Raw genomic sequence first — 21,590 nt, forward strand, 5'->3', positions numbered from 1 at the left:
CGGCGGCCAGCGACCGCCCCCGGCACGGCGCCCGGACGGTCAGAACCACATGATTCAGAACCACATGAAGTGGGAGCCGGCGGTGTGCGCCACCGCGCGGGTGGCATCGGCCAGCTCGTCCTTCTCCGGCCCGGTGGGCTTGTTGCCGTCGCGGAAGGCCGAGCTGGTGACCGTGACGTAGTCCTGCACCGCGGCCACCCGGCTGAACTGCGCCTCGGCGGTGGGCGGTACCGGCGGGACCACGTCCTGGCCGAGGTCGTCGGGGAGGTCGAAGCTGACATCGCCGGCTTTGGTGCGCAGCAGCGCGGCGGCCCGGTGCGCCCGCGTGTCGTCGCTGAAGCGCAGCACGGTGACCGTGGTGAGGACGGCGCCGTCGGCGCGGGTGTAGGTGGCCCCGATGTAGCCCTCGCAGCCGCCGATGCGCCCCAGCCGGGTGGCGGTCGCACCCTGCACCACATCGCTGCAGGCGGCGCCCTGCCGGAAGGCCGTACGGTGAGCCGCGGACGCGTCTTCGTCGATGGCACGGTCGGCCGGGAAGTAGCGCTCGACACTGAACGCGTCGGGGGCCGCGGAGGAGGCCGACGCCGGGCCGGGGCCGGCCACGGCTCCCGTCCCGGTTGCGTCCTGGGAACTGCCGAGGATGCCGCCGTCGGAGCTGTCCACCCATAGCGCCGCCCCCAGGCCCACCACGATCACACCGGCGAGCGCCGCCCAGATCCTCGGCGAGGAGGGCTTCTCCGCATGGCCCTCGGCCGGCCGGACCACCGCCGGGGCGACTTCCACCTGGGCCGCCGCGGCCTGGACAGCCTCCGCCTCGACGGCCTGCGGCTGGACGGCCTGCGCCTCGACGGGCGCCGCCTTCTCGGCCTCTGCCTCTGCGACCGCAGCCCCGTCAGCCACCGGCTCGACGGCCACCGGCTCGACGGCCTCCGCCTTCACGGCCGCTGCCTTCACGGCCTCTGCCTCGGCAACCACTGTCGCGTCGGCCGCCGCCTCGGCAACCACAGTCCCGTCGGCCGCCCCCTCGACGACGTCCGCCTCGGCGACCCCCGCCGGGGCAACTCCCTGCTGGGCAACTCCTGCCTGCGTGGCCGCGGTCCGAGTGGCCGCGGTCCGGGTGGCGGCGGGCGCTGGGTCGCGGTGCGGGGCGATGCCCTCCCCCTGCTGTGTCATGGCACGGGAGTCTATGCGTCGAGATCATGAACGGCCATGGGGGTGGCCCTCGCGGCGGCCTCGCGCCGCGCTGGTCCCCCGAACGGCCGTGACCTGCGTCACTACGGTCTGCGCCGGGCCTGTGACAACCGGTCAAAGTCGCACGCTGATCTTCTGGCAGGTTTCGCTCTGGCGTGGCTGCCGCCTACGGCGGCAGGATCTGCCCCATGGATCTCCTGGACACACTGGTCGCCAAGGGCCTCTCCCGCGAGCTCCCCACTCGGGAGGAAGCGCTCGCCGTACTGGCCACCACCGATGACGAGCTGCTCGATGTGGTGGCCGCCGCCGGGCGGGTGCGCCGTCACTGGTTCGGCCGCCGGGTGAAGCTCAACTACCTGGTCAACCTGAAGAGCGGGCTCTGTCCCGAGGACTGCTCCTACTGTTCTCAGCGACTGGGCTCCACCGCCGGGATCCTCAAGTACACCTGGCTGAAGCCGGAAGAGGCCGCCGAGGCCGCGGCCGCAGGTGTCGCGGGCGGCGCCAAGCGGGTCTGCCTGGTGGCCAGCGGCCGTGGACCGACCGACCGCGACATCGACCGGGTGGCCGACACCATCGCCGCGATCAAGGGCCAGAGCGAGGGCGTTGAGGTCTGCGCCTGCCTGGGGCTGCTCTCCGACAACCAGGCGGAGCGGCTGCGCGCGGCGGGCGCGGACGCCTACAACCACAATCTCAACACCTCCGGCGACAACTACGCCGACATCTGCACCACCCATGACTTCCAGGACCGCGTGGACACGGTGCAGCAGGCCCAGGCCGCGGGCCTGTCCGCGTGCTCCGGGCTGATCGCCGGTATGGGCGAGAGCGACGCCGACCTGGTGGACGTGGTCTTCGCCCTGCGGGACCTGGACCCCGACTCGGTGCCGGTCAACTTCCTGATCCCGTTCGAGGGCACCCCGCTGGCCAAGGAGTGGAACCTCACCCCCCAGCGCTGCCTGCGGATCCTCGCCATGGTGCGCTTCGTCTGCCCCGATGTGGAGGTGCGGCTGGCGGGCGGTCGCGAGGTGCATCTGCGTACCCTCCAGCCGCTGGCGCTGCACCTGGCCAACTCGGTCTTCCTGGGCGACTACCTCACCAGTGAGGGCCAGGCCGGCCAGGCCGACCTGGACATGATCGCCGACGCCGGGTTCGAGGTGGAGGGCACCGACCGCACCACCCTGCCGCAGCACCGCTCCGCCGCCGCGGGTCACGGGGGCTGCGGACCGTGCGGCGGCGAGGAGGCGTCCTGCGCCACCACCGCCACCACCGCCACCACCGCCACCACCGCCACCGAACCGGCGACCGAGACCGAGGCCGAGCAGGCACTCGAGCCGGCCGGCACCGGGGCCGCCCGCACCGACCTGGTACAGGTCCGCCGGCGCGGCGCCGGAACCGACCTGCCGCCCAACGCCTGATGCCGCAGCCCCGTCCGCGCACACCGCTGGACCCCCGCACACTGCTCGACCTGGACCAGGCCCATGTCTGGCATCCCTACGGGCCCATGCCGGGCACCGCCACCCCCCTGCTGGTGGAGTCCGCCGCGGGCGTCCGGCTGCGGCTGGCCGAGCCGGCCGAGGGGCACCGGGAGCTGGTCGACGGCATGTCGTCCTGGTGGGCGGCGATCCACGGCTACGGGCACCCGGTACTGGACGCCGCCGTACGCGGCCAGCTCGACCGGATGAGCCATGTGATGTTCGGCGGGCTCACCCACGAGCCGGCCGTACGGCTGGCGGCGACCCTGGTGGAGATCACCCCCGCGCCGCTGCAGCATGTCTTTCTCGCCGACTCCGGATCGGTGTCGGTCGAGGTCGCCGTCAAGATGTGCCTCCAGTACTGGGCCTCGCTGGGGAGGCCGGAGAAGCACCGGCTGCTCACCTGGCGCGGCGGCTACCACGGTGACACCTTCCACCCCATGTCGGTCTGCGACCCGAAGGGCGGGATGCACCGGCTGTGGGGCGGGGTGCTGCCCCGCCAGGTCTTCGCCGGGGAGCCGCCGGCCGGCTTCGACGCCGCCGTCGACGAGGCGTATGCGGCGGAACTCGCCGACCTGCTGGAGCGTCATGCGGGTGAGCTGGCCGCGGTGATCGTGGAGCCGGTGGTGCAGGGCGCCGGCGGGATGCGGTTCCATTCCCCCGGCTATCTGCGGCTGCTCCGTGAGCTGTGCGACGCCCATGACGTCCTGCTGGTCTTCGACGAGATCGCCACCGGCTTCGGCCGTACCGGTGAGCTCTTCGCAGCCGGGCACGCCGGAGTCGCACCCGATGTGATGTGCCTGGGCAAGGCGCTCACCGGCGGCTATCTGACGATGGCTGCGACGCTGTGCACCTCCCGGGTGGCCGACGGGATCAGCCGCGGCGAGGTGCCCGTACTGGCCCACGGGCCCACGTTCATGGGCAATCCGTTGGCCGCCGCCGCGGCCAACGCCTCGCTCGGGCTCCTCCTCGACCAGGACTGGCGCACCGAGGTCAAGCGGATCGAGTCGGCGCTGCGGACCGGGCTCGCCCCGGCCGCCGAGCTGCCCGGCGTCGCTGACGTCCGGGTGCTGGGGGCGATCGGCGTGGTGCAGCTGGACCACCCGGTGGACATGGCCGCGGCCACCCGGGCCGCGACGCGGCACGGCGTCTGGCTGCGTCCGTTCCGCGACCTCGTCTACACCATGCCGCCCTATGTCACGGGCGAGGACGACCTGGCCCGCATCGGCGAGGCCGTGGTCGCGGCGGCCGCCGCCGGATGACGCAGCCGCCCGGGGAGCCACCAGGCGGTGGGCCGCTTCCGCCGGCCCCGGCACACAGCAGACCCCCCTCAGGATCGGAGCAGCACATGGGCGTACTGGTGGTCACGGGCACCGGCACCGAGATCGGCAAGACCGTCGTCACCGCGGCCGTCGCCGCCCTGGCCCTCGACGCGGGCCGCCGGGTCGCGGTACTGAAGCCGGCCCAGACCGGCGTGGAGCCGGGTGAGCCCGGTGATGTGGACGAGGTGGCCCGGCTGGCCGGGCCGCTGACCCGCCGTGAACTGGCCCGCTACCCGGAGCCGCTGGCCCCGGACACCGCCGCCCGCCGCTGCGGCATGCCCCCCGTCGGACCGCAGCAGATCGCGGCGGAGGCTGCCCAGCTGGCGGAGGACCACGATCTGGTGCTGGTCGAGGGCGCCGGCGGGCTGCTGGTCCGTTACGACGAGGCGGGGCACACCTTCGCCGACGCCATCCGGGCCATGGCCGACCACGGCCTGCCCGTCGACGTCGTCGCCGTCGCCCCGGCGGGACTCGGCACCCTCAACAGTGCCGCCCTCACCGCCGAGGCCCTGCGCCACCGCGGCCTCCCCCTGCTCGGCACGGTGGTCGGCTCCTGGCCCGCCCATCCCGATCTGGCGTCCCGCTGCAACCTCGCCGACCTGCCAGCCGTCACCGCCGCTCCCCTGCTCGGGGCGCTGCCCGAGCGCTGCGCGGCCATCGGCGGCAGCGCCTTCCTCGGCATCGCCCGCACCGCGCTCTCCCCTCGCCTCGGCGGCTCCTTCGACCCGGCTGCCTTCACCTCCCGTCACGCGGCGCCGCTCCCTGCCCCGGTGGGCTGACGGAGTACGACCGGACGCTCGCGGGACCGCGCCGGGACACCCGCTGTCCGTGACAGCGGCGCGGCGCCGGCGGAAGGGCAGAGTCGCCCCTGCCCCTGGCGCCACCGTCAGATGGCCATGGGTGTCCGCTGGGACCAGGCGTCGGCGATCTCGGTGGCGAGGCGGACATTGCCGCGGACGGCGGCGAGGTTGGCCTCCAGAGACGCCCCTTCGGTGTCGCGGACCATCCGGGCCAGCAGATAGGGGGTGACGGCCTGGCCGTGGATCCGGTCGCCCTCGGCGGCGGCGAGGGCGTCGGCGAGGACGCGGTCGTGGAGGGCCGGGTCCAGCTGGTGCTCCTCGGCGACGGGGTTGGCGACGACCAGCGCCGCGGGCGGGCCACCGAGCCTGTCCTGGGCGTGCATGGCGGCGGCGACCTGCTGCGGGGTGGTGAGCGTCCAGTCGACCGGCTCACCGGAGCTGCGCAGATAGAAGCCCGGGAACTCGGCGGTGCGGTAGCCGGCCACCGAGATGTTGAGGGTCTCCATCCGCTGCAGGGTGGCGGGGACGTCCAGGATGGACTTGACGCCCGCGCAGACCACGGTGATGCGGGTACGGCTGAGCAGATTGAGGTCGGCTGACTCGTCCTGCACGGTGGTCCAGCCGCGGTGGACGCCGCCGAGGCCGCCGGTGGCGAACACCCGGATGCCTGCCGCCGCGGCCAGAAAGGCCGTCCCTGAGACGGTGGTGGCGCCACTGGCACCCAGCGCCAGGGCCGGGGGGAGATCGCGGAACCCGAGTTTGCGGATGCCCTCCTCGGTGGCGATCCGCTCCAACTGGTCCGCCCGGAGGCCGACATGGGCGACACCGTCGAGCACCGCGACGGTGGCGGGGACCGCACCGCCCGCGCTGACCAGGGCCTCCAGCTCGCGGGCGACCTGGAGGCCCCGCGGCCGGGGCAGCCCATGGGCGATGATGGTCGACTCCAGTGCCACCACCGGCAGCCGCCGGCGCAGGGCCTCGCGGACCTCCTCGGTGATGTGCGGGCCGACCGGTGCGGCGTGGGCGGGGTCCGGCATGGGCGGGTGTGCCTTCCCTCGGTGCGGTACGGATGTCTCAGTGGTGTCGCGTGGGAGGCGCCGGGAAACCTCGGGTCAGCTCTGCCGGTGCGGCTCCCTCAGCTCGGCGCGCGCCGCCGCGTCGAAGACCGCGAGCAGCTCGGCGGCCTGCTCTGCGAGGTCCTCGGCCTGGCCGGGGGCGGGCTCCACACCGTCGGTCAGCGGCTGGAGCAGCTCGGCGGCCTCATGGAGCGGGTCCAGGCGGTCGGCGGGCACGCCCTGGGCCGTCAGCTCGGCCAGCAGGGCCGTCAGCCGCGGGCCGAGGCCGCGCAGTCGGAGCAGTCGGGCGGATGCCGGGGCGCCGCCGGTGCGCAGCGCGTCGATCTCGTCGCGGACCTTGCGCAACGCCTCCGCGGGTATGCCGGGCATGGGGTCTCCTCCCGTTGTCCCGCTACGACGGTACGCCCCGGCACTGACAACCGGTCAGTGCGCGACCGGTCACAGGGGCTTGGTCCACCGGCTCCAGCCGCTGTCCGGGGTGTAGCCGGCGGACTGCCAGGCGCTCCGGCCGAGGGCGTTGTGGTCCAGGACCATGGCGTCGCCGCGGCGTCCGCCGAGGGCGCGGAAGCGGGCTTCTGCGGCGTCCAGGAGGGCGGTGGCAACGCCCTGGCGGCGGTGGTCGGGGTGGACGGCGAGGCGGTAGAGATGGCAGCGCCAGCCGTCCCAGCCGGCGATCACGGTACCGGCGAGGCTGCCGTCCCGCTCGGCGAGGATGAGGGCCTCGGGGTCGCGCTCCAGCAGCCGGGAGATCCCGTCCGGGTCGTCGGTGATGCTGGTGCCCTCGGCGGCGTGCGCCCAGAAGGCGAGCAGTCCGGGGAGGTCGGCGGGGCGGGCGGGGCGGATCTCGATGTCGGTCATGGGGATCGGTCTAGTCCGCCGGGAGGGCGGCCCGCCGGGATTTCCGCAGTGTGGGACGGGCCCGGCAGCGGATGTCCGCTGCCGGGCCCTGGTGCGCCCCGGTCGGTGGTGCCGGCCGGTGGTGTGGATCAGGAGGTGGTGAGGGCCGTGTCGTCGACCACGAAGCTGGTCTGCAGCGAGGAGTCCTCGGCACCGGTGAACTTGACGGTGACCGACTGGCCGGCGAAGGACGACAGGTCGTAGCTCTTCTGGGCGTAGCCGGTGTTCTTGTTGAGGTTGGAGAAGCTCGCCAGGGTGGTGGAGCCGGCCTGGACGGTGAGCTTGTCGTAGGCGGTGCTGGTGGTGGTCTCACTGGTGTCGATGTGCAGCCAGAAGGTCAGCGTCGCCTTGCAGCCGGCCGGCACCGAGACGGTCTGGGAGAGGGTGTCGGTGTGGGTGGTGCCGTAGCCGTCCATCCAGGCCTTCCAGGAGCCGGAGTGGGCGGCCTCGCCGGAGCTGTTGTCGACCACGCCGCTGCTGGCCGTCCACGGGGAGGCGGAGCCGGTCTCGAAGCCCGCGTTGCCGAGCAGCTGGGTGGCGGTGCAGCCACCGCCGCCGCCGCTGCCGACGGTCCAGGTGAAGGAGGCGCTGCCGGTGGCTCCGGCGCTGTCCTTGGCGGTCACCTGGACGCTGGAGGTGCCGGCGGTGGTCGGGGTGCCGCTGATCACGCCGGTGGAGGAGTTGATGGAGAGTCCGGCGGGCAGGCCGGTGGCGCTCCAGGTGTAGCCGCCGCTGCCGCCGGTGGCCTTGACGGTCAGGCTGACCGCGGTGCCCACGGCGGTGGACTGGTTGCCCGGGCTGGTGACGGTGACTCCCCCGGTGGGCAGCGAGCCCACGGCGACGCCGGCCCAGGCGGTGGCGACGGCGTTGTACTCGGCGCTGCCGTTGCCGTAGAGGTCGGCCGCGGCGCTGAGGGTGCCGGTACGGGCGCTCGCATAGTTGGTGGTGGAGGTGAAGTAGGTGGTGAGGGCGCGGTACCAGATGGCGAGCGCCTTGTCGTGGCCGATGCCGGTGACGCTGATGCTGTTGACGGTGGGGCTGTTGTAGCTGACCCCGTTGATCACCTTGGCGCCGCTGCCCTCGGAGAGCAGGTAGAAGAAGTGGTTGGCGACACCCGAGGAGTAGTGCACATCGAGGTTGCCGACCCCGGAGTACCAGCTGTCGGCCGAGGAGCCGTCCTTGGAGGGCTTGTCCATGTAGCGCAGCGGGGTGCCGTCCCCGTTGATGTTGATCTCCTCGCCGATCAGGTAGTCCGGCGGGTCCGCGGGGAGGTTGGCGTACCACTCGACGCCGGTGCCCATGATGTCGGAGGTGGCCTCGTTGAGGCCGCCGGACTCACCGGAGTAGTTGAGGCCCGCGGTGGCGGAGGTGACGCCGTGGCTCATCTCGTGGCCGGCCACGTCCAGCGCGGTGAGCGGGTGGGTGTTGCCCGACCCGTCCCCGTAGGTCATGCAGAAGCAGCTGTCGTCCCAGAAGGCGTTGACATAGCTGCTGCCGTAGTGGACCCGGTTGTAGGAGCCCCGGCCGTCGTTGGCGATGCCGTTGCGGCCATAGGTGTTCTTGTAGAAGTCCCAGGTGGCGGCGGTGCCGAACTGGGCGTCCACGGCCGCGGACTGGCGGTTGGAGGCGGCGCCGTTGCCCCAGACGTCGTCGGCGTCGGTGAACAGGGTGCCGGTTCCCGAGGTGCCGCCGTTGAGGTCGGTGGTGTACAGGTTGCCGCGGCTGCCGTCCTTGAGCTGGTACGTGGACCCGGACAGCGTGGTCGTCAGGGAGACCTGGCCGACGTAGACGCCGGTGCCGGAACCGGTCTCGATGCCCTCGAAGCTGCTCAGCACCTTGCCGGACCGGGCGTCCGTGATGATGTGCAGCTTGCTGGGCGTGCCGTCCTTGGCGACGCTCTCGACCACGTTCTCCCAGGCGAGAGCGGGGGTGCCCTTGGCCGCCCACACCACCAGGCGCGGTGCGGTGCCGGAGGCGGTGGCGCCGGGGTCGGCGGCGAGGGCCGCCTTGCCGGCCGCGGCCGCGGCCACTGCGGGGGTGGTGCTGCTGATGTTCAGGGCGGCGGTGGAGGCGCGGTCCACTGCCTCGGGTGTGCCGTCCTGGCCCTCGTGCACGACCAGGTCGCCGCCGAGGACGGGCAGGCCGGCGAAGGTCCGGTTGTACCGCACGTGCCGGTTGCCGTCGGCGTCCACGACGATGTCCTTGGCGACCAGCTTCTCCTTGGCGCCGAGGCCGAGGGCGGCGGCGACCTTGCCGCTGTCCTGGCCTGCCCGGTCGAGGAGTTGGGTGCGCTGGGCCTCGCCGAGCGGTATCGCATGGGTGCTGGCGGAGGTGCCTGCCGGTGCGGGGGCGGCTGCGTGCGCGACGGTCGCGGGAACGCCGGTGGCGAGCAGCGCGGTTGCCGCGGCGAGAGCAGCCGTGGCGACGCGGGCAGGGGTGGGGCGGGGCATACGGACTCCTTCCGGTCGACCGCTGGTGGCGGTCGATCAGGAACCGGGCCGCTGGGTGGCGGCCCACGAGGGTCCCGGTCCGCCGATGGGCGGTCCGGGGCGGTGCGGCGTGCGCGGAGCCTGGTGCTGCGGCGCGCCCGGGGTGGGGCGGTCGCCGCGATCGGCCTGCGGGCGGGTGCGGAGGCGCCAAGGGCCGACCGACCGTACGGACGGGTACTCCTACGGTCGGAGGCGATCGTGACAGGAAACCCTTGTCTCGTGACAGGTACAGAACATAGATTGTCCGGTTCCTGTCAGATGCCCTTGCCGAGATGCCCGCGGCCGGGCGAGGATTCCAGGTGCCTGTGGCTTCTCCCCGGCGCCGGCGGGCGCGGAAAACCGTTTGCATGCCCAGCAGGCAGCCGCCAGCGTATGTGCGGGGCCGTCCGCCGGGCGGACGGCCTCCTCGGCCCGGCGGCCGCCGGCGCCGCGCGGGAACACGGCATTGATGAGAAAGCGGCGTCGCGATGACGGAATCCAGCCACTCAGCCCCTCTGGTCTCAGCTCTGGCCGACCCCGACCGCCTGCGCGTCCTCTCCAGGATCGTGCTCGCCGGACCCGGTGGGATCACCCAGGAGGAGCTCGCCGCAGCCGAGCCCCACAACACCCGGGCACTGGCCCGCCTGATCGCCACCGCGCTGGTCCGGCGCGCGGAGGACGGCCGACTGACGGCCGGTCATGAGACGTTCGCGCAGGCCCTGCGCCCGGCGGCACCGCAGGACGACCGGGCCCGGCCGGCGGCGCTGGCCTCCCTCTTCACCGCCGACGGCCGGCTGATCTCGGTACCCGTCCGCCAGGAACTGCGGCGCGCCCTGCTGAAGTACCTCACCGACCGGATGTTCCAGAGCGACGCCGTCTACTCGGAGGGTGAGGTGAACATCGCCATCCGGCAGTACTGGAACGACTATCCGGCGATGCGCCGCTATCTGGTCGAGACCGGCCTGCTGGTCCGCACCCCCGACGGGTCCCGCTACCGGGTCGCCGCCTGACAGCGGCCAGGCACCGCCCCGCCGCATCCGTTCCGGACTGCCCGTCACCGTCGCCGTCACCGTCACCCCCGCCCGCCTCCGGCCGTTGAGACGGAGGGGGCGACCGGAGGCCGGTCGGTACCATGCCGGGGACGGTCCAGGTCCAGCAGTCGAGGGGGTTCCGTGGCGGAGAGGGCCCGGTCTGCCGGGGGCGGTTGGAGCGGCGACCCCCTGCTGTCCGATCTGATGCCCTGGTCCGTACCGGCACTCCGCACCGGCCGCGACTGGGTGCGCGCCCAGGACCCCGACACCCTGCGCGCCCGCTGGCAGCGCCTGATCGGCGCGTCCGGCGAGCAGCGGTCCGACCTCTTCCGACCCAGCCGCTCCCGTACGCTGCGCAGCGCCGTGGCCCAGCTGCCCGGCCGGGCGGCGGCCACCGGACGGCTGGCCCGGGAGCAGGGAGCGTGCCCCGACCCGGAGCCGATCCGGCACGGCGCCTTCGACCGGCAGTGGCTGCTGCCCGACCAGCGGCTGCTGGATGCGGCCCGGCCCGAACTGTGGCGGGTCGCCGACGCCCACCAGCTGTTCGCCGTGGTGTCGGAGGCGCCGGGTCCGGCGGTGGTGTTCAGCGCCGAGCTGCCCGACGGGCACCGTCAGCGGGGTCGCGGTGCGGTGCTTCCGCTGCACCGCCGCCCCGGTGGTCAGGAGCCCAACCTCGCACCCGGTCTCCTCGCGCTGCTCTCGGACCGGCTGGGACTGCCCGTCACCGCCGGGGACGTCGCCGCCTGGACCGCCGCCGTGGCCTGCGGGCAGGAGCCGCCGCAGGGCGACACCCCCGACGCCGTACCGGTACCGCTGCCGGCCGCGGCGGAGCTGTGGCAGCGCGGCACAGCCCTCGGCCGACGGGTGCTCTGGCTGACCACCTACGGCGCCCGGTGCACCGACCCCGCCGCCGACCGTCCGGCCGGACGCCCCCGGATGCCGGGCGGGCAGCGGCCGTTCGTCCGCCGGCCGGTCCCGGACAGCCCGGCGGGGTTCCCCTCCGCCATCGCCTACGACCCGGAGGAACAGGCACTGCTGCTCGGCGACGGCCGGATCGCGCCCGTACCGGCCGGAGCCTGGGAGTACCGGGTGGGCGGGGAGCGGGTGCTGGAGAGCTGGTTCGCGGAGCGCATCCCCGGCGAGGCCGCGCCCGGGTCCCTGGAGGCGGTCCGCCCGACGGCCTGGCCACGGTCCTGGACCACCGAACTGATCGATCTGGTCACGGTGCTGGCCCTGCTGGCGGACCTGCACAGCGAGCAGTCCGCTCTGCTGGGGCTGCTGGCAGCGGGCCCCCGGATCGGCGCGGCTGAACTGCGTACGGCGGGGGTGCTGCCAGCACCCGGCTGGGCCGCCTGTCCGGCCTCGGTGCTGGCACACCGGGAGGAGGGCCCGGAGGGCCAGTTCGCACTGCTTTGAGCTGCGGTCGTCCCCGGTGGGGATAGGGTCGGGCGATCGGCTGGGCCCGGCGGTGCTGGAGGGAACACGTGTCAAGCGTTGCGGAGAGCACGGCTGCGGTGGGGCTGCGGCCCGAGGAGTTCGTCCTGGCCCACACGCGGGTGGCGCCGGCGGCCCACCTGCCGGAGCTGCGGCTGCACCAGGCCGCCGAGGCGATCGAACTGTGGGAGCTCACCGAGCAGGTGCAGGGCGGGATACGGATGAATCCGCCGTTCTGGGCCTTCGCCTGGGCCGGCGGTCAGGCTCTGGCGCGTCATGTGCTGGACCGCCCTGAGACGGTGGAAGGCCGCCGGGTGCTGGATCTCGCCTCGGGCTCGGGGCTGGTGGCGGTGGCCGCGGCCGTGGCGGGAGCCGCTTCGGTCACCGCAAGCGACATCGACCCGTTCGCGGCGGCCGCGGTCGGCCTCAACGCCGCGCTGAACGGGGTACGGGTGGAGGCCCTGCTGGGGGATCTGCTGGACGGCGACGGCGGGGACGCCGAGGTGGTGCTCGCCGGGGATGTCTTCTACGAGCGCCCGATGGCGGAGCGGGTGCTGCCCTTTCTGCAGCGGGCCCGGGCCCGGGGCGCGCTGGTGCTGGTAGGCGACCCGGGCCGGGCCTATCTGCCCCGGCAGCGGTTCGAGGCGGTGTCGCGGCAGCAGGTGCCGGTGGTGGCGGATCTGGAGGACCGCGCGGTCAAGGCGACCACGGTCTGGCGCCTGCAGGCGGACTGACCGCCCGGGGAGGCTGCGGGTGGGGTGTGGACGCGCAGGCCGCCGGGCACAGTGCTCGCTGTCGGACGAGCTCGCCGCCGGTCCCGGCGCAAGGGCTCAGGAACCCCCGGGACCGCCGATGGCGCCGAGCCGCCCGGATCATAGGCCGATGCCGGCAGAGCGGGCGGACGCTGCCCCGAATCCACAAGCGCCGCAAGGAATCGGACGGTACGTCAGTCACGCGGCCGCGCATTGCCCAGACGGATCCCGCTGAAGCCGAGGGTGCTGCGGATGACGACGTCCCAGAACGGCCACAGGGTGGGGAGGACCCGCAGTTCGATGCCCGCCTCCTCATGGAGCCGCAGCAGGTCGCCGACCCGCTCGGGCGGGCCGAGGGGTACCACGGGCTCGGTGGCGACCTGGGCGTTGACCGGGTCGCCGAACGGCCGGAAGCGGTCGGCCGGCAGGCGGTAGGCGTAGAGCTCCACCGTGGCCATGGCGGGCAGCCAGCCGTACTCGACCGCGTGCACCCGGCGGGCTCCACCGGGGCCCAGGATCCGCTCACGGTCGGCGGCGGTTGTGGCGGGCTCCTCCCAGGCCATCGCCCGGGGGCAGTCGCGGGGGAACCAGTAGTCGGGGCTGCGCGCGGCATCCACTGCCCAGACATAGGCCTCGGGTTGCCGGGCGGTGGCGGCGACATGCGGGTCGAAGCGGGTGATGGCGGGGTTGTGGGAGAAGTGCAGTACCTCTCCGGGCTCTGGGCGCACCGCAGACACCTACCACAGTCGCGGGTGTGACGTAGGTCATATTGCCTCCGGGAGGAGTGCGCCTACGATCCCGTCCATTGGTGAATCGATTCGACGGACAATCTCGATGCATCGTCGAAACGATTCGTCGAATCGATTCACCATCCTGGGGGCAGACACCGGGAGCACCAGCGGAGGACTGCATGGCCACTATCAAGGACGTCGCCGAGCGCGCAGGCGTGGCGCCGAGCACGGTCTCCTATGTGCTCAACGAGTCCCGCCCCATCTCCCCCGAGACCTGCAGGCGCGTCCGCCAGGCCGTCGAGGAGCTCGGCTACCACCCCCGCGCCAGCGCCCGGACGCTGCGCTCCACCCGCACCGACGTCCTGGCCCTCGCCCTCCCCCGCACCGACGGCAGCCAGCGGGCCATCGACGGCCGGTTCGCCATCGACATCAGCGACGCCGCCCGCCGTCTGGGCTACGACCTGCTGCTCACCACCGCCCAGGAGAAGGCCGAGGGTCTGCGCCGGGTCGCCCGCAGCGGACTGGCGGACGCGGCGGTGCTGATGGCCGTCGACATGGAGGACGCCCGGATCGAGGTGGTCCGCGAGCTGGCCTTCCCCGCCGCCCTGATCGGCCGCCCCGCCGACGAGCACGCCCTGCCGTGGACCGACCTCGACTGGGAGGCCGCGGCCTTCCTGGCGGTGCGGGAGCTGGCCGCCGCCGGACACCGCGAGATCGTCTACCTGGCACCCACCGAGCGCGAGGTCAGCGCCCGGCGCAGCTACGCCCTGCGCGGTATCGCCGGCGCCCGGCGCGGCGCTCAGCAGACCGGCGCCACGGTGCGGGTGGTCCATGCCGACGGCGACCCGGCCCGGCAGGTGCCCGCCCTGCTCGGCGGCCCCGCCGCGCCCACCGCGCTGGCCGTGCAGCACGGTCTGGTGCTGCCCGACATCCTGACCGCCGCCGCCGCGGCCGGGCTGCAGGTGCCCGAGGACCTGGCGGTGGTGGCGATCGGCAGCCTCCCGGACCACCCGTCCGGGCGTGAGCAGCCCCGTATCGAACTTCCCGTGGAGACCCTGGCCGCCGAGGTCACCCGGCTGGCCGCGGCGGCCGCCGAGGCGCTGCGTGAGCCCGGCGCGTCACCGCCCGCCCAGCGTCTGCTCGCCGACTCCGTCGGCCATCTGCTGATCCCACCGGTCCTGCTCGCCGAGGGCGGCATCGCCGGCCCCCGGTCCCGCTGACCGCCCCCTCCCCTGCCCGGGTCTTCCCACCCGGCAGGCCCGAGCCGCACACCCCCGGAGCCCCACCATGCCCCACCGTCCACGGCTGCCGCTGCTGGCAGCCGCGCTGGCGACCACCCTGGTCGCCGGTCTCGGCGCCGCCGGCTGCGCCGCCCAGGCCGACCCCGATGCCCTTACCGTGATGGACAACTCCACCGACGACCCGTTCCACACCTGGGACCAGCAGGCGTACAACCGCTGCGCCGCCCAGGCCGGGATGCGGATACGCCAGGTGAGCGTCCCGGCGAGCCAGCTCACCACCAAGGCGTTGCGGATGGCCTCGTCGCACTCGCTGCCGGACATCCTGATCCTGGACGGCTCCGAGATGCCGCAGTTCGCCGCGGCGGGCGGGCTCAAGCCGCTGGAGGAGCTGGGGGTCTCCACCGCCGGTGTCCCCGAGGGCATCGAGCGGTACGGCTCCTACCAGGGCACCTATTACGCGGCCGCGCGTGCGGTGAACTCCCTCGGCCTCTTCTACAACAAGGACATCCTGGCCAAGGCGGGCATCGCCCCGCCCGCCACCTGGCAGGAACTGCGCGACGACGCCAGGAAGCTCACCCGGGGCAAGCAGTACGGCATCGGGCTGAGCGCGGGCGGCGCTGAGGACGGCGTCTTCCAGTTCCTGCCGTTCATGTGGTCCAACGGCGGCGACGAGCGGAAGCTGGACACTCCCCAGGTCGCCCAGGCGCTGCAGTTCTGGAAGGACCTGCTGGCGGACGGCTCGCTGTCGAAGTCCACCGTCAACTGGACCCAGGCGGACGTCAACGACCAGTTCATCGCCGGGAACGCGGCCATGATGATCAACGGTCCCTGGCAGGTGCCGGTACTGGACCAGCACAAGGACGTCCACTGGGGCGTGGTGCAGATCCCCGTCCCCAAGGCGGGCATGAAGTCGGTCGCCCCGCTGGGCGGCGTGGTGGACGCGGTGCCCAACACCGGCGACGAACGGCGCGAGAAGCTGGCCGCCGAGGTCGTCTCCTGCCTCACCAGCGCCAAGGAGCAGGTGGACTGGGCGGTGAAGGCCAACTACGTCCCGGTCACCCCCGACGGGGCCCGCCAGTACCGGCAGCAGGTGCCGCAGCTGGCGTCCTTCGCCGACCAGGTGCAGACCGCCCGCAGCCGCACCCAGCTGGTCGGCGACAAGTGGCCGACCGTCTCCCTCGCCCTGCAGAGCGCCTTCCAGTCCGCCCTCACTGGCACCACCAGCCCCGAGGCCGCGCTGAAGCGGGCCCAGGCCGCCGCCTGGGGGAAGTGAGGACCCGCCCATGACCACCACCGCTCCCGTCACCGCCGCCCGTCCGGCCGCCCCGGCGCGCCGCCCGGGCCCACCGGACCGCGCGCCGCCGGCGCACCCTGCTGCACTGGGCGTTCGTCGCCCCCGCCGTGGCCTATATGGCGGCCTTCTTCGGCTACCCGCTGGTCCGCAATGTGCTGATGAGCTTCCAGCACTACACGCCGTCCACCTTCTTCACCGGCAAGGCGCCCTTCAACGGGCTGGACAACTGGCGCACCGTCCTGCACGACCAGCTCTTCGGCGACGCCCTGTGGCACACCCTGGTCTTCACCGCGGGGTCGCTGCTGGGCCAGTTCACCATCGGGCTGGCGCTGGCGGTCTTCTTCAGCCGCCGCTTCCCGCTCTCCGGGGTGGTCCGCTCACTGCTGCTGCTCCCCTGGCTGATCCCGATGGTGGTGGCCGGCACCGTGTGGCGGCGGCTGCTGGACCAGGACACCGGGGTGCTCAACCGCCTCCTGGACGCGCTCGGCATCACCAGCGGCCACACCCCGTGGCTGAACAGCCCCTCCATGGCGCTGCTCTCGGTGGTCCTGGTGAACATCTGGATCGGCATCCCCTTCAATATGGTGATCCTCTACGGCGGACTCCAGGAGATCCCCCGCGACGTCCATGAGGCCGCGTCCATCGACGGGGCCTCCGCCTGGCGCACCTTCCGCTCCGTCACCCTGCCGATGCTGCGGCCGGTGATCACGGTGGTGCTGGTGCTGGGCTTCATGTCGACGGTGAAGATCCTCGACCTGATCCTGGCGCTCACCGACGGCGGACCCGCCGACGCCACCCAGACCCTGGGCACCCAGACCTACCAGCTCTCCTTCGTCCGGCTCGACTTCGGTGCGGGTGCCGTCGTCGGCAACATCCTCATCCTGGTCTCCGCCGTCTTCGCCGTCTTCTATCTGCGGGCCAACCGGACCGACTTCGGCACCGAGGGGAAGTGACCGTCCCGATGTCCACCACCACCCCGCCCCGGGCACGCCGCCGAGGCATCGGCTCCGCCGTGGTCGCGGTCGCCATCCTGGCCGTGATGCTCTTCCCGCTGTACTGGATGCTCAACACCGCACTGCAACCGGGCACCGGGCTGGCCTCGCTCGATCCGTTCCCGATCCACCCCGGCTTCGGCAACTTCAGCCGGGCGCTCTCCTCCCAGGGCGGCAATCTGCTGACCTCGCTGGGGATCGCGCTGGGCGCCGTCGCCATCTGCCTGGTGCTGGCCGCCCCGGCCGCGTACGGGCTGGCGCAGCTGCGGATCAAGGGCGCCCGCTCCATCGTCTTCGGCACCCTGATCACCCAGATGGTCCCGGGGATCGTGGTCGCCAACGCGCTGTACAACGCCTATGTGGACCTGCACCTGGTCAACTCCTATCTGGGCCTGATGCTCGCCGACGCGTCGCTGGGGATCCCCTTCTCGATCGTGCTGCTGAGGGCCTTCATGGTGTCCATCCCCGGCGAGGTGGTGGAGGCCGCGATGGTCGACGGTGCCGGGCGGTTCCGGGCGTTCGTCCGGATCGTGCTGCCGATGAGCCGCAATGCGCTGATCACGGCGGGCCTGTTCACCTTCCTCTTCGCGTGGAGCGACTTCATGTTCGCTCTCACCCTCAACACCACCGACGATGTCCGCCCGGTGACCCTGGGCATCTACCAGTACCTGGGTGCCCATGTGGGCGACTGGGGCGCCGTGATGGCCGTCGCGGTGCTGTCCTCGATCCCGGCCGCCGCGCTGCTGCTGCTCGCGCAGAAGTACGTCGCCGCCGGAGTGACCGGAGGTTCCATCAAGTGACCGACATATCCGATCTGCCCCGTTTCCCGGCAGGCTTCCGCTTCGGCGCCGCCACCGCGGCCTACCAGATCGAGGGTGCCGCCACCGAGGACGGCCGCGGCCCCTCCATCTGGGACACCTACAGCCACACCCCCGGCCGCACCGAGGGCGGGGAGACCGGCGACAGCGCCTGCGACCACTACCACCGCTACCCGGAGGACGTGGAGCTGCTGCGCCGCCTGGGCGTGGACGACTACCGCTTCTCCATCGCCTGGCCGCGGGTGCGCCCGGCCGGGGACGGCCCCGTCAACGACAAGGGCCTGGACTTCTACGACCGGCTGGTCGACGAGCTGCTGGCGGCCGGGATCGAGCCGGTGCCCACCCTCTACCACTGGGACCTTCCGCAGGCGCTGGAGGACCGGGGCGGCTGGCGGGTCCGGGAGACCGCCGAACTGTTCGCCGAGTACGCCGCGATCACCGCGGAGCGCCTCGGCGACCGGGTACGGCGCTGGATCACCCTCAACGAGCCCTTCTGCACCTCCTTCGTGGGCCACGCGGTGGGCCGCCACGCCCCCGGAACCCGCGAGGGCGTCCCGGCGCTGGCCACCGCACACCATCTGCTGCTGGGCCACGGCCTCGCGGCGCGGGCACTGCGCGCCGCCGGCGCCGCCGAGGTCGGCGTCACCCTCAATCTGGACCACATCTCCCCCGCGACCGACTCCCCCGCGGACGCGGCCGCGGCACGCCGCGCCGAGACCCTGCACAACCTGGTGTGGACCGAGCCGCTGCTGGCGGGCCGCTACCCCGGGAACGAGGCGGAGACCTGGGGCGAGCTCGCCCGCCACCAGGAGTTCCGGCGCGAGGGCGACCTGGAGGTGATCGGCGCGCCGCTGGACTTCCTGGGCATCAACTTCTACCGGCCGCTGGTCTTCGCGGACGCGCCGTACACCGAGCCCGACCCGGCGCTGCGCACCGCGGTGGACATCCGGGCCCGGGAGGCCGGCTGGCCCGGGGTACGCCGCACCGCCATGGACTGGCCGGTGGTGCCGCACACCTTCACCGAGCTGCTGACCCGGCTGCGCGACCGCTACCCGAACCTGCCCCCGGTGCTGATCACCGAGAACGGCTCCGCCGAGCCCGACCAGCCGGACGCCGACGGAGCGGTGCACGACACCGACCGGGTGGAGTACCTGCACGCCCATCTGCACGCACTCACCGCCGCCCTCGATGCGGGCGTGGACGTACGCGGCTACTTCGTCTGGTCGCTGCTGGACAACTTCGAGTGGGCGTACGGCTACGCCAAGCGCTTCGGCATCGTCCGGGTCGACTACGCCACCCACCAGCGCACACCCAAGGACAGCTACCACTGGTACGCCGGTCTCATCGCCGCGCACCGCAGCTCCTGACGTTCCATCAGCACCTCCCTCATCCCCCACGAGCAGGCAGGGATCGCAGAATGAAGTTCACCAACGGCTTCTGGCTGATGCGCGAGGGCGTCCGCGCCTCGTACGCCACCGAGGCCAGGGACGTAGTCACGGAGGACGACCGGATCCTCCTGCACGCCGCGGTACGCAAGGTCACCCGGCGGGGCGACACCCTCAACACCCCGCTGATCACCGTCGAGTGCTGGTCGCCGGCCGAGGGCGTGATCGGGGTGCGCAGCATCCACCACGCCGGCGGACGGAAGCCCGGCCCGGAGTTCCAGGTGCGCACCGATCCCTCCCGCAAGGTGCGCACCGTGCGCACCGGCTCGGTGGTGGAGCTGATCAGCGGGCCGCTGACCCTGCGGGTGGACACCGCCGGGCCGTGGAAGCTGGAGTTCCGCGACACCGCCACCGGCCGCGCCGTCACCACGGCCGGCGCCCGGGGGATCGGCTTCGCGCTGGACGCGGACGGCTCCCACCACATGGTCTCCCGGCTGTCGCTGGGCGTGGGCGAGCTGGTGTACGGGCTCGGCGAGCGGTTCACCCCGTTCGTCAAGAACGGCCAGACGGTGGACATCTGGCAGGCGGACGGCGGCACCAGCAGCGAGCAGGCCTACAAGAACGTGCCGTTCCACCTCTCCAACCGGGGCTACGGCGTCTTCGTCAACCACCCCGGGAAGGTCTCCTACGAGATCGCCTCGGAGTCGGTCGGCGAGGTGCAGTTCAGCGTCGAGGACCAGGAGCTGGAGTACTTCGTGGTCCACGGCCCCACCCCCAAGGAGGTGCTGCGCCGCTACACCGGGCTGACCGGCCGTCCCGCACTGCCGCCGGCCTGGTCCTTCGGGCTGTGGCTGACCACCTCCTTCACCACCTCCTACGACGAGGAGACGGTCAACTCCTTCATCCAGGGCATGGCAGAGCGGGAGATCCCGCTCAGCGTCTTCCACTTCGACTGCTTCTGGATGCGGGAGTACCAGTGGTGCGACTTCACCTGGGACCCGGCGGTCTTCCCCGACCCCGAGGGGATGCTGCGCCGCCTCAAGGAGCGCGGACTGCGCATCTCGCTCTGGATCAACCCCTACATCGCCCAGAAGTCGCCGCTCTTCGCCGAGGCCGCGGAGGCCGGCCACCTGGTGCGGAGGGCCGACGGCTCGGTGTGGCAGTGGGACCTGTGGCAGCCCGGCATGGCGCTGGTGGACTTCACCAGCCCGGCGGCCAGGGAGTGGTACGCGGGCAAGCTGCGGCCGCTGCTGGAGATGGGCGCGGACTGCTTCAAGACCGACTTCGGGGAGCGCATCCCCACCGATGTGGTGTGGCACGACGGCTCCGACCCGCAGCGGATGCGCAACTACTACACCCAGCTCTACAACGAGACCGTCTTCGACCTGCTGACGGAGGTGCGCGGGGAGGGCGAGGCCGTGCTCTTCGCCCGCTCGGCGACCGCCGGCGGGCAGCAGTTCCCGGTGCACTGGGGCGGCGACTGCGACGCCACCTTCTCCTCGATGGCGGAGTCGCTGCGCGGCGGACTGTCGCTGGGCGCCTCCGGCTTCGGCTTCTGGAGCCATGACATCGGCGGTTTCGAGGGCACCCCCTCGGACGCCCTGTTCAAGCGCTGGCTGGCCTTCGGGCTGCTCTCCTCGCACAGCCGACTGCACGGCTCCACCTCCTACCGGGTGCCGTGGCAGTTCGGCGAGGAGGCGGTGTCGGTCGCCCGCGACTTCGCCCGGCTGAAGAACCGTCTGATGCCCTATCTCTACGCGGCGGCGGTCGAGGCCTCCCGCACCGGGGTGCCCGTGATGCGGCCGATGGTGGTGGAGTTCCCGGACGACCCGGCCTGCGCCACCCTCGACCGGCAGTACATGCTCGGCCCGGACCTGCTGGTCGCCCCCGTCCTCACGGAGGACGACGAGGTGGAGTACTACGTCCCGGCCGGGACCTGGACCCATCTGCTCAGCGGTGAGACCGTCAGCGGCCCCGGCTGGCGGCGGGAACGGTACGGCTTCGACAGTCTGCCGCTGCTGGTCCGCCCGGGTGCGGTGCTGCCGCTCGGTGCCCAGGAGGACCGTCCCGACTACGACTGGGCCGACGGGATCACCCTTCGGGTGCACCCGCAGACCCTCGCTGACGGCGCCGAGACCGCGGTGTCGGTGCCCGACCAGCGCGGCGGCACCGCTGCCGTCCTCACCGTCCGACGCGAGGGCGAGCTGCTCCGGGTGACGGCCGAGGGTGACGGAGCACCAGGCGCATGGGCCGTACTGCTGGGCGGCACCCCTGACGCGGAGCTCGTCGAGGGCACCGGCCGGGTGGAGCACACGGACCAGGGCACGCTGGTGCGGGCCGACGCCGCGGACCGCGAACTCGTCCTGCGGGCCGCCGCCCGCTGACGCTCCCGGCCCGACCGCACACCCACCGGGGCGCGGGGAAGCGCACGCCGCTTCCCCGCGCCCCGGTCATGCCGTCCCGCACACTCGGCGGCGCCCGTCCCCGGGTCGACGCCCTGCCGGCAGGCGCCCTGCCGGCAGGGCGTCGCACCGGACGGAGTGCACCGGCGCGGGCGGGCGGTCCCGGTTTTCTCACCTTTCGATACCGAAGCGGTGATGAGCTGCGGGAATGGTCGCCCAGCGGCTGGGGCGCCGGTACGATCCCGGTCACGTCGTCAGGATCAGAACTGCGGCGGCGCGGGCGGAAG

The 21,590-nt window shown here is 73.0% G+C and carries 17 protein-coding genes and 1 pseudogene; 12 read left to right on the top strand and 6 right to left on the bottom strand.

Annotation, left to right across the window (positions count from 1 at the left end; all coding sequences use genetic code 11):
- Positions 1–54 precede the first annotated feature (54 nt).
- Complete coding sequence (locus AB0761_RS02980; protein ID WP_377267266.1) at positions 55–1,173, bottom strand: hypothetical protein; 1,119 nt, start codon at positions 1,171–1,173, stop codon at positions 55–57.
- A 206-nt stretch (positions 1,174–1,379) separates the two neighbouring features.
- On the opposite strand from AB0761_RS02980, the gene bioB reads away from it, so the two are divergent.
- From bioB to bioD, 3 genes are all read left to right on the top strand, one after another.
- Complete coding sequence (gene bioB / locus AB0761_RS02985) at positions 1,380–2,603, top strand: biotin synthase BioB (protein WP_377267267.1); 1,224 nt, start codon at positions 1,380–1,382, stop codon at positions 2,601–2,603.
- Entirely contained in the window at positions 2,603–3,922 is a 1,320-nt protein-coding gene (locus AB0761_RS02990; protein ID WP_377267268.1) for an adenosylmethionine--8-amino-7-oxononanoate transaminase, read from the top strand. The genes bioB and AB0761_RS02990 overlap by 1 nt, the downstream gene beginning before the upstream one ends.
- A gap of 86 nt (positions 3,923–4,008) precedes the next feature.
- Positions 4,009–4,761 (top strand): dethiobiotin synthase, encoded by a 753-nt coding sequence (gene bioD, locus AB0761_RS02995; RefSeq protein WP_377267269.1) that lies wholly within the window; start codon positions 4,009–4,011, stop codon positions 4,759–4,761.
- A 107-nt stretch (positions 4,762–4,868) separates the two neighbouring features.
- On the opposite strand, the gene AB0761_RS03000 is transcribed toward bioD, so the two are convergent.
- From AB0761_RS03000 to AB0761_RS03015, 4 genes are all read right to left on the bottom strand, one after another.
- Positions 4,869–5,819: a pseudouridine-5'-phosphate glycosidase gene (locus AB0761_RS03000; protein ID WP_377267270.1), complete on the bottom strand. Its 951-nt coding sequence runs from the start codon at positions 5,817–5,819 to the stop codon at positions 4,869–4,871.
- Between the two features lie 75 nt (positions 5,820–5,894).
- A complete protein-coding gene (locus AB0761_RS03005; protein WP_377267271.1) occupies positions 5,895–6,227 on the bottom strand; it encodes a hypothetical protein in 333 nt (110 codons plus the stop codon).
- A 69-nt stretch (positions 6,228–6,296) separates the two neighbouring features.
- Positions 6,297–6,716: a GNAT family N-acetyltransferase gene (locus tag AB0761_RS03010; RefSeq protein WP_377267272.1), complete on the bottom strand. Its 420-nt coding sequence runs from the start codon at positions 6,714–6,716 to the stop codon at positions 6,297–6,299.
- 128 nt (positions 6,717–6,844) lie between these two features.
- Positions 6,845–9,205 (bottom strand): M4 family metallopeptidase, encoded by a 2,361-nt coding sequence (locus tag AB0761_RS03015; RefSeq protein ID WP_377267273.1) that lies wholly within the window; start codon positions 9,203–9,205, stop codon positions 6,845–6,847.
- A 506-nt stretch (positions 9,206–9,711) separates the two neighbouring features.
- Between AB0761_RS03015 and AB0761_RS03020 the strand changes: the two genes are divergently transcribed.
- The 3 genes from AB0761_RS03020 (at position 9,712) to AB0761_RS03030 (ending at position 12,422) form a co-directional block, all read left to right on the top strand.
- A complete protein-coding gene (locus AB0761_RS03020) occupies positions 9,712–10,233 on the top strand; it encodes a DUF2087 domain-containing protein (protein ID WP_377267275.1) in 522 nt (173 codons plus the stop codon).
- A 162-nt stretch (positions 10,234–10,395) separates the two neighbouring features.
- Positions 10,396–11,670 (top strand): type ISP restriction/modification enzyme, encoded by a 1,275-nt coding sequence (locus tag AB0761_RS03025; RefSeq protein WP_377267276.1) that lies wholly within the window; start codon positions 10,396–10,398, stop codon positions 11,668–11,670.
- Between the two features lie 68 nt (positions 11,671–11,738).
- On the top strand, positions 11,739–12,422 hold the full coding sequence (locus tag AB0761_RS03030) for a class I SAM-dependent methyltransferase (protein ID WP_377267277.1): 684 nt from the start codon (positions 11,739–11,741) through the stop codon (positions 12,420–12,422).
- Positions 12,423–12,634: 212 nt separating this feature from the next.
- Here the strand turns inward: AB0761_RS03030 and AB0761_RS03035 are convergent, their stop codons facing one another.
- Positions 12,635–13,168 carry a DUF6886 family protein gene (locus AB0761_RS03035; protein WP_377267278.1) on the bottom strand — a complete coding sequence of 178 codons (534 nt, stop codon included), beginning with the start codon at positions 13,166–13,168 and terminating at the stop codon, positions 12,635–12,637.
- 182 nt (positions 13,169–13,350) lie between these two features.
- Between AB0761_RS03035 and AB0761_RS03040 the strand changes: the two genes are divergently transcribed.
- From AB0761_RS03040 to yicI, 6 genes and pseudogenes are all read left to right on the top strand, one after another.
- Positions 13,351–14,391: a LacI family DNA-binding transcriptional regulator gene (locus tag AB0761_RS03040; RefSeq protein WP_377267280.1), complete on the top strand. Its 1,041-nt coding sequence runs from the start codon at positions 13,351–13,353 to the stop codon at positions 14,389–14,391.
- Positions 14,392–14,458: 67 nt separating this feature from the next.
- A complete protein-coding gene (locus tag AB0761_RS03045; protein ID WP_377267282.1) occupies positions 14,459–15,685 on the top strand; it encodes an extracellular solute-binding protein in 1,227 nt (408 codons plus the stop codon).
- 10 nt (positions 15,686–15,695) lie between these two features.
- A pseudogene (locus AB0761_RS03050) lies at positions 15,696–16,659 on the top strand (carbohydrate ABC transporter permease).
- A gap of 8 nt (positions 16,660–16,667) precedes the next feature.
- Complete coding sequence (locus AB0761_RS03055) at positions 16,668–17,498, top strand: carbohydrate ABC transporter permease (RefSeq protein ID WP_377267283.1); 831 nt, start codon at positions 16,668–16,670, stop codon at positions 17,496–17,498.
- A gap of 5 nt (positions 17,499–17,503) precedes the next feature.
- Entirely contained in the window at positions 17,504–18,883 is a 1,380-nt protein-coding gene (locus AB0761_RS03060; protein ID WP_377273920.1) for a GH1 family beta-glucosidase, read from the top strand.
- 50 nt (positions 18,884–18,933) lie between these two features.
- Positions 18,934–21,285, top strand: a complete 2,352-nt coding sequence (gene yicI, locus AB0761_RS03065; RefSeq protein ID WP_377267285.1) for an alpha-xylosidase — start codon at positions 18,934–18,936, stop codon at positions 21,283–21,285.
- Positions 21,286–21,590 lie beyond the last annotated feature (305 nt).

The organism is Peterkaempfera podocarpi (assembly GCF_042466665.1).
Classification (GTDB): Bacteria; Actinomycetota; Actinomycetes; order Streptomycetales; family Streptomycetaceae; genus Peterkaempfera; species Peterkaempfera podocarpi.

Coding starts and splice junctions, on each gene's coding strand:
- AB0761_RS02980 (WP_377267266.1), bottom strand. CDS start 1,173: ATGACACAGCAGGGGGAGGGCATCGCCCCGCACCGCGACCCAGCGCCC.
- bioB (WP_377267267.1), top strand. CDS start 1,380: ATGGATCTCCTGGACACACTGGTCGCCAAGGGCCTCTCCCGCGAGCTC.
- AB0761_RS02990 (WP_377267268.1), top strand. CDS start 2,603: ATGCCGCAGCCCCGTCCGCGCACACCGCTGGACCCCCGCACACTGCTC.
- bioD (WP_377267269.1), top strand. CDS start 4,009: ATGGGCGTACTGGTGGTCACGGGCACCGGCACCGAGATCGGCAAGACC.
- AB0761_RS03000 (WP_377267270.1), bottom strand. CDS start 5,819: ATGCCGGACCCCGCCCACGCCGCACCGGTCGGCCCGCACATCACCGAG.
- AB0761_RS03005 (WP_377267271.1), bottom strand. CDS start 6,227: ATGCCCGGCATACCCGCGGAGGCGTTGCGCAAGGTCCGCGACGAGATC.
- AB0761_RS03010 (WP_377267272.1), bottom strand. CDS start 6,716: ATGACCGACATCGAGATCCGCCCCGCCCGCCCCGCCGACCTCCCCGGA.
- AB0761_RS03015 (WP_377267273.1), bottom strand. CDS start 9,205: ATGCCCCGCCCCACCCCTGCCCGCGTCGCCACGGCTGCTCTCGCCGCG.
- AB0761_RS03020 (WP_377267275.1), top strand. CDS start 9,712: ATGACGGAATCCAGCCACTCAGCCCCTCTGGTCTCAGCTCTGGCCGAC.
- AB0761_RS03040 (WP_377267280.1), top strand. CDS start 13,351: ATGGCCACTATCAAGGACGTCGCCGAGCGCGCAGGCGTGGCGCCGAGC.
- AB0761_RS03045 (WP_377267282.1), top strand. CDS start 14,459: ATGCCCCACCGTCCACGGCTGCCGCTGCTGGCAGCCGCGCTGGCGACC.
- AB0761_RS03055 (WP_377267283.1), top strand. CDS start 16,668: ATGTCCACCACCACCCCGCCCCGGGCACGCCGCCGAGGCATCGGCTCC.
- yicI (WP_377267285.1), top strand. CDS start 18,934: ATGAAGTTCACCAACGGCTTCTGGCTGATGCGCGAGGGCGTCCGCGCC.